A 6432-nucleotide genomic window follows, 5' to 3' on the forward strand; every position below is an offset into this window, starting at 1 on the left:
GGTCAAACATTTTTTACGACAAAATAAATGACCAACTGGAAATTTAGCCGTTGGTCATATCATACAAGGAGGGAAATTGTTGAAATTAGTCAAACCGTTTGTAGCTGCAATTTTGGGGACAATTATTCTGCTATCACTTGTTCCTGCAGTTTTTGCCCAACCGGAGATTACCGGCTCTACCGGGCTGTTGGTGGACATGGAAACAGGAAAGGTTTTATATGAAAAGAATGCTCGTAAGCGGGTAGCGCCGGCCAGCACCACTAAAATACTGACTGCTCTAATTGCTTTGGAAAAAGGATATTTAAACGACCTGGTAACGGTTAGCGAAAGAGCTACCCAGGTAGAAGGTACAATTGTATGGCTCCAACCGGGGGAGAAGCAGCCTCTGGAAAACCTGCTCTATGCCATGATGCTTAATTCCGCTAATGATGCCGCGCTGGCCATTGCTGAACATATAGGCGGCACGGTAGAAGAATTTGTTCAAATGATGAATGAGAAAGCAAAAGAATTGGGAGCAACCGCTTCCCATTTTGCCAATCCCCACGGTTTGCCGGCACCTGATCATTATACTACCGCTTATGATATGGCTTTAATTGCTCGGGCTGCGATGGAAAACCCGAAATTTAGGGAGATAGTGGGGACTAAAACTCGTCCCTGGAGAGGCCAGAGCTGGGAGAGCCAATTATTAAACCTGAATAAACTTCTGAACTATTATGAAGGGGCTAACGGTATTAAGACCGGGTATACTTCGGAAGCCGGATGGTGTTTGGTGGCCTCTGCCAAAAGGGAGGATCAGGAATTTCTGACCCTGGTTTTTAACAGTACCAGTGATAAGGTTTGGAAGGATGCAGAGGAATTACTAGATTACGGGTTTGAAAATTTCCGGAAATTTCAATTGATAGAGGCCGGCGATATAATAGCCGAAGTCAATGTTGGCCGGGGAGACACGGTGAAGGTGGTAGCTAAAAATTCCTTCCACTATCTCTTGCCGAAAGATTCCAAACTTGTACCACAGCAGAAGATAGAACTGTCTCAGGTTTTAAGACCGGTACAGGCAGGTCAGGAGGTAGGTAAAATAATATATTTCTTAGGAGAGGAAAAAATCGGAGAGGTACCCCTGATAGCCCAGAACCGGGTTAAGAAATTGGTTACTTTCCGTGACTGGTGGTTCCGCGTTACTTTCGTAATGTTAGTCCTTTGGGTACTAAATCTTTTGCGGAGAACCTTGGTGAACAGGAGAAGGCACAGTCGCCTTTACGGTTCCCGCCGTTACCGTTACCGGATAAGATATTGATGAGAAGGAAAAGACCGGGGATACCCCGGTCTTTTTGGTCACATCTCTTTCGGAGCAAAAGTGGCGCAGTCAGTTGTTTCCGTGTCTCTCGCTCCGGGAGGCTGAATTTCAATGGATGAAGCTTTGCATACATCACCGTTGTCCCAATAGTGACATGTGTTTACCACACATTTTACCCTGCCGATAGGTTCATTGGTCCGGCTGACTCTTCCTACCATTTTAAAGTCCTCCTTTCTTTTGATCCTGTTGCTGCCATAAATAATCCGTTATTTATCATAACCCTAATAAAAATTTTTATTCTTGTGACTGTTGACAGAAGAGAATGTTAGAGGATTTTGTCAAATAGTATTGAAAAATATAACACACAAGGTGGTGTTTTATGGAAAAATTTTTTGGGAGGGAAGCAGGCTTGGCAGAACAGCAGGTGACAGGACGAGCAGAGGAACAGCTGGTGGTGTTTAAACTGGGAGAAGAGACCTATGGTATAGAGATTTCGGTGGTTCATGAAATAATTCGCATGCAGGACATTACGGAGGTTCCCCGGACACCGGAATTTGTGGAAGGTGTTATAAACCTTCGAGGCCGGATTGTACCGGTTATCGATTTGAGAAAGCGTTTTGGCCTGCCGGTGGGGGAAAGAACTTCTGCTTGGAGAATAATGGTAATACAAATGGGGGACATTACCGTCGGTATGATTGTAGATGCGGTTTTGGAAGTGTTGCGGTTACCGGCCGGCAGCATAGAATTACCTCCGGCCATGATTACCGGCATAGATACGGCTTATCTCCGGGGAGTCGGAAAGTGGCAGGACAGATTAATCATCCTGCTGGATGTCGAAAAAATACTCCGGGAAAATGAGAAAAAAGAATTACAGGAGGAAGCGGGGCGGGAGATTGCCTCGGCCCTGGAAGGTCAGGAGGAATTGTTAACATGACTTCCGATTTTGATGTCAGCCAGTATTTAAGTATTTTCTTGGATGAAGTGGAAGAACAATTACAAATTTTAGACGAAAATATTTTGCGATTGGAGCAGGAAGGAAAGGGGCAAGACCTGCTGAACAACATTTTCCGGGCGGCTCATACTTTGAAAGGTTCCTCGGCTTCGATGGGGTTTGAAAAAATGGCCACGTTGACCCACGAAATGGAAAATGTTCTGGATAAACTTAGAAACGGAGAGTTAGAAGTTACCAGGGAGATTATTGACCTTCTCTTGGAGTGTCTCGATATTCTCCGTGTTTTAAAGGATGAGATAGCTAATGGAGAGGAAAAAGGAGAAGGTGTTCCCGATATAGTTGAGAGGTTAAAGAAAGCCGACCCGGGAGAAAGGGCGGAGGAAAAGACCGGTGAACCGGGAGCCCCCCGGAAAATTGATTTGAATGAAGTAGAGGAAAACTTAATTCGCACCGCCGAAGCTAAAGGATACCACGTATATCAGGTTACGGTAAGACTGGCCCCGGACTGCCAGATGAAATCGGTAAGAGCTTTCTTAGTATTTAATAATCTTAAAGATGCAGGAGAGGTCATTAAGACGGTGCCGAGTACCGAGGAAATCGAAGATGAAAAATTTGACGACCGCTTCGATTTAGTTATCATTACCAGGAACGAAGCCGAGCGTATCTCCAATATCATTAAATCGGTTTCGGAAATTGCCTCGGTTACGGTAAAACCTATAATTTTAGGCAATTTGACAGAGGCGGGCGTTCAACCGGCGGCACAGGAAAAGGCGGCGGGAAGAGGCCGGCAGTCAGCCAAAGAGAAAGTTCTCAAGCGGGTAAGCCAAACGGTACGCGTAGACGTCCAGCGTTTAGAGAATTTGATGAACCTGGTCGGGGAGCTGGTAATTGAAAGAACGCGTTTGGAGGAATTAGGCAACGGGCTGCGGGAAAAGATTGGCTCCGGCGACCTCATGGATACGCTGGAAGAAGTTGCCGTTCATATAGGCCGAATTTCCATGGAGTTACAGGATGAAATCATGAAGGCCCGGATGCTGCCTATTGAGCAGATTTTCAACCGTTTCCCCCGTATGGTGCGGGATTTGGCTCAGAGGGCAGAGAAGGAAGTAGAGCTGGTCATTGAGGGACGGGAAACAGAACTGGACCGCACTGTTATCGAAGAAATCGGAGATCCTTTGATTCACCTGCTGCGAAATGCTATAGATCATGGTTTGGAGACGCCCCAGGAAAGGCTTAAACTGGGGAAGCCGGCCAAAGGCCTGCTTAAATTGAACGCTTATCATCAAGAGAACCAGATTGTCATTACGGTGGAAGACGACGGAAGGGGGATCGACCCTAGGGAGGTAAAGCGCCGGGCCTTAGAAAAAGGGTTAATAACTGAAGAAAGAGCGGAGCGGATGACCCGGCAGGAGATAATTAACCTTATTTTTGCTCCCGGTTTTTCTACGGCCCGGGAAGTAAACGATATATCCGGGCGAGGAGTCGGAATGGACATTGTCCGTAATCATATAGAACGGATTAACGGTATGATCGACATAGAGACGGAGGTAGGCAAGGGAACCAAGTTTACCATAAAACTGCCTCTTACGCTGGCTATTAACCGCTCTTTACTGGTTTATGTCCAGGATAAGGTGCTTGCCTTCCCCTTGGTAAATGTAGTGGAAATTATTAATGTGAACCGGGCCGAAATACAAAGAATCCACGGCCGGGAGGTGGTCCTGCTCCGGGGCAATGTTTTGCCGCTGTATCAGTTGGGAAAGGTGCTCGGGTATGAGAAGACAGGCGAAAAATCGAGAGATGAACTCCCGGTAGTGGTAGTAGGTTTGGGAGAGAAGCGGATGGGATTTATAGTGGACGATCTCATCGGGGAACAGGAGATTGTAATCAAACCGTTAGGCAACTATATCGGCCAGGTACCGGGTATTGCCGGGGCTACCATTCTTGGTGACGGGCGAGTGGCTTTGATTTTGGATCCCGGTGGACTGGTGGAAAGAGTAGGAGTTGACCGCATTGAAAGAGCCAGTTAGGGTGTTGGTTGTTGATGATTCCGCCCTCATGCGCAGGATTATCACCCAGATGTTAGATAAGGATCCGGGCATACAGGTGGTAGGGTTTGCCCGGAACGGCCTGGAGGTCCTGGATAAAATTCCGCGCCTGCGGCCGGATGTGGTTACCCTTGATGTGGAAATGCCGGGTAAGAACGGGCTGGAGACTCTGCAGGAGATAATGGAGCGCTTTCCCCTACCGGTGGTTATGGTCAGTGCCTTAACGGTACAGGGAGCGTATGAAACAGTCAGGGCGCTGGAACTGGGGGCCGTAGATTTTGTAACCAAACCGACGGGTCGCGGCGATTTTGTCCGCCTAGCGCCGGAATTGGTGCTCAAAGTCAAAACAGCCGCCGACGTGCGGGTTAAGAAGGAAATTGACAAAAAACCGGTAGGGCCGACCGTCTTCCGCTCCCGGCGCCAGGCCCGGAAAGTGGAGTTAGTGGTGATCGGCGCCTCAACCGGAGGGCCTGCTGCCTTAGCTAAAATTATTCCCCGTTTGCCGGCGGATTTTCCGGCGGGAATTGTGATTGTGCAGCATATACCCCCGGGCTTTACCAGGCCATTAGCGGAGAGGCTGAACGAACGCAGCCAGATTGAAGTGCGAGAAGCGGAAGAAGGCGACCTGATCAGACCGGGAAGAGCGCTGGTGGCCCCTGCCGGCCGGCATACTGTCTTTCGTTTGAGTCCGGACGGAGTACGGGTAAGGCTGGTGGATGATTTTCCCCTGGAGACCCGCTTTAAACCTTCGGTGGATGTGACCATGCTTGCGGCGGCAGAAATTTTTGGCGGCGGCTGCCTGGGAGTAGTACTGACCGGTATGGGAAACGACGGGGTTCGGGGGCTGCAGGCCATCGAAGCCCGGGAAGGCATAACTATTGCCGAAGATGAAAGCACTTGCGTGGTGTTCGGGATGCCCCGGGCTGCTATTGAAGCGGGAGTCGTCGACCGGGTGGTTCCTCTTAACCGAATAACCGCGGAAATCCTTTCGCTGACCGAAAAGTAACTCATTTGTCAATTCCACAAAACCTATTAGAGGGAGTAGAAATGGAGAGACCAATGTTCCATCAACTTGGGAAAAATATCAAGCGAGAGAGCTGGAACAAAATATTGCTGTGGTGATCTATAAAGTTATAGCTTTTTCTTTCCGATGTATATTTATGAAAAAGGTTTGAGGGTAGGTGGACGGGTTGAAAATTGAGCGCAAAACTTATGCTGAAATTGCCAGGACTTATTTGAATCATATTGGAGACAAGAATCGGAAAGTGAAAAAACCGGACGCTTTAACCAGCGATACCGTTAACCTGTCTTCCGAGGCACGAGAACTACAGGGGCTTATACGGAAGGCAGCCGAGTATCCGGAAATACGGCCGGCGAGAGTGGAACAACTGCAACAGGAACTGGCAAAAGGCACTTACCGGATACCGGCGGAAAAAATCGCTGAAAAGCTGCTGGAGAATTTTAGGGAGAAAAGGTGATTATCAATGAAAGAGCTCTTAATTTCTCTCCGGGAGGTAATGGAGCGCCAGAATTCGCTGGTGAAGGAATTAATTGAGCTGGGCAACCGGGAAACCGCGGCCCTTAAGAAAAACGACATCATTGCCGTAAGCCGTATAACTAAAGAGCAGGAGATACTGGGAACCGAACTGGTGAAAGCGGAGCAGAAAAGGATGCAACTGCACCAGGAGCTGGCCGGCAGGTTAAACCTTCCCCGGCAGTGTACCCTGAGCCAGATTTTGGATCAGAACCTACCCGAGGGCGGGGAGAAGCTGGCTCAGCTTTCCCGGGAACTGGGGGAAAACTACCACCGGCTTCATGAGATTAATGAGTTAAACAAACTGCTGATACGCCAGTCATTAGCCCTGGTCAACCGGCTGTTGACTTATTTACACCCGCAACACAGGCTTACATACCGGTCCACAGGAGAAGTGGAGGTAATTCCCAGTTCCACGCTAAATCAAACGGTTTAAGAAAGCAGGTGAAGAGATGTCTTCCACCTTTTTCGGCTTGGTGACGGCGGTCAGGGGGTTAAAAGCCCAGCAGAAAGCCCTTGAAGTTACAGGCCATAATATAGCCAATGCGAATACACCCGGTTACAGCCGCCAGCAGGCAATTATGGCGGCTACCGAGCCGTATACCCT

At 48.6% G+C, this 6432-nt stretch carries 8 protein-coding genes; 7 read left to right on the plus strand and 1 reads right to left on the minus strand.

What is annotated here, in order from left to right; translation table 11 throughout:
• Window positions 1–79 precede the first annotated feature (79 nt).
• Window positions 80–1294 carry a D-alanyl-D-alanine carboxypeptidase family protein gene (locus tag KKC1_RS09090; protein ID WP_088554148.1) on the plus strand — a complete coding sequence of 405 codons (1215 nt, stop codon included), beginning with the start codon at window positions 80–82 and terminating at the stop codon, window positions 1292–1294.
• Between the two features lie 38 nt (window positions 1295–1332).
• On the opposite strand, the gene KKC1_RS09095 is transcribed toward KKC1_RS09090, so the two are convergent.
• The gene (locus tag KKC1_RS09095; RefSeq protein WP_088554149.1) at window positions 1333–1512 is read right to left on the minus strand and encodes a DUF1540 domain-containing protein; all 180 of its coding nucleotides are present in this window, start codon (window positions 1510–1512) and stop codon (window positions 1333–1335) included.
• Between the two features lie 161 nt (window positions 1513–1673).
• Here KKC1_RS09095 and KKC1_RS09100 point away from each other — a divergent pair, with 161 nt between their 5' ends.
• The 6 genes from KKC1_RS09100 to KKC1_RS17530 all read left to right on the plus strand — a co-directional run.
• Window positions 1674–2228 (plus strand): chemotaxis protein CheW, encoded by a 555-nt coding sequence (locus tag KKC1_RS09100; protein ID WP_088554150.1) that lies wholly within the window; start codon window positions 1674–1676, stop codon window positions 2226–2228.
• Window positions 2225–4273 (plus strand): chemotaxis protein CheA, encoded by a 2049-nt coding sequence (locus KKC1_RS09105; RefSeq protein WP_088554151.1) that lies wholly within the window; start codon window positions 2225–2227, stop codon window positions 4271–4273. The genes KKC1_RS09100 and KKC1_RS09105 overlap by 4 nt, the downstream gene beginning before the upstream one ends.
• Window positions 4257–5297: a protein-glutamate methylesterase/protein-glutamine glutaminase gene (locus KKC1_RS09110; RefSeq protein ID WP_202820023.1), complete on the plus strand. Its 1041-nt coding sequence runs from the start codon at window positions 4257–4259 to the stop codon at window positions 5295–5297. The genes KKC1_RS09105 and KKC1_RS09110 overlap by 17 nt, the downstream gene beginning before the upstream one ends.
• A 184-nt stretch (window positions 5298–5481) precedes the next feature.
• On the plus strand, window positions 5482–5769 hold the full coding sequence (flgM, locus tag KKC1_RS09115) for a flagellar biosynthesis anti-sigma factor FlgM (RefSeq protein ID WP_192868161.1): 288 nt from the start codon (window positions 5482–5484) through the stop codon (window positions 5767–5769).
• 6 nt (window positions 5770–5775) lie between these two features.
• On the plus strand, window positions 5776–6261 hold the full coding sequence (locus KKC1_RS09120; RefSeq protein ID WP_088554153.1) for a flagellar protein FlgN: 486 nt from the start codon (window positions 5776–5778) through the stop codon (window positions 6259–6261).
• Window positions 6262–6277: 16 nt separating this feature from the next.
• Window positions 6278–6432 (plus strand): flagellar basal body protein (locus KKC1_RS17530; RefSeq protein WP_238134266.1); only part of this gene is annotated, 155 nt, incomplete at its 3' end.

Origin of the sequence: Calderihabitans maritimus, assembly GCF_002207765.1 — a bacterium.
GTDB classification, from domain to species: domain Bacteria; phylum Bacillota; class KKC1; order Calderihabitantales; family Calderihabitantaceae; genus Calderihabitans; species Calderihabitans maritimus.

Coding starts and splice junctions, on each gene's coding strand:
- KKC1_RS09095 (WP_088554149.1), bottom strand. CDS start 1,512: ATGGTAGGAAGAGTCAGCCGGACCAATGAACCTATCGGCAGGGTAAAA.
- KKC1_RS09120 (WP_088554153.1), top strand. CDS start 5,776: ATGAAAGAGCTCTTAATTTCTCTCCGGGAGGTAATGGAGCGCCAGAAT.
- KKC1_RS09100 (WP_088554150.1), top strand. CDS start 1,674: ATGGAAAAATTTTTTGGGAGGGAAGCAGGCTTGGCAGAACAGCAGGTG.
- KKC1_RS09105 (WP_088554151.1), top strand. CDS start 2,225: ATGACTTCCGATTTTGATGTCAGCCAGTATTTAAGTATTTTCTTGGAT.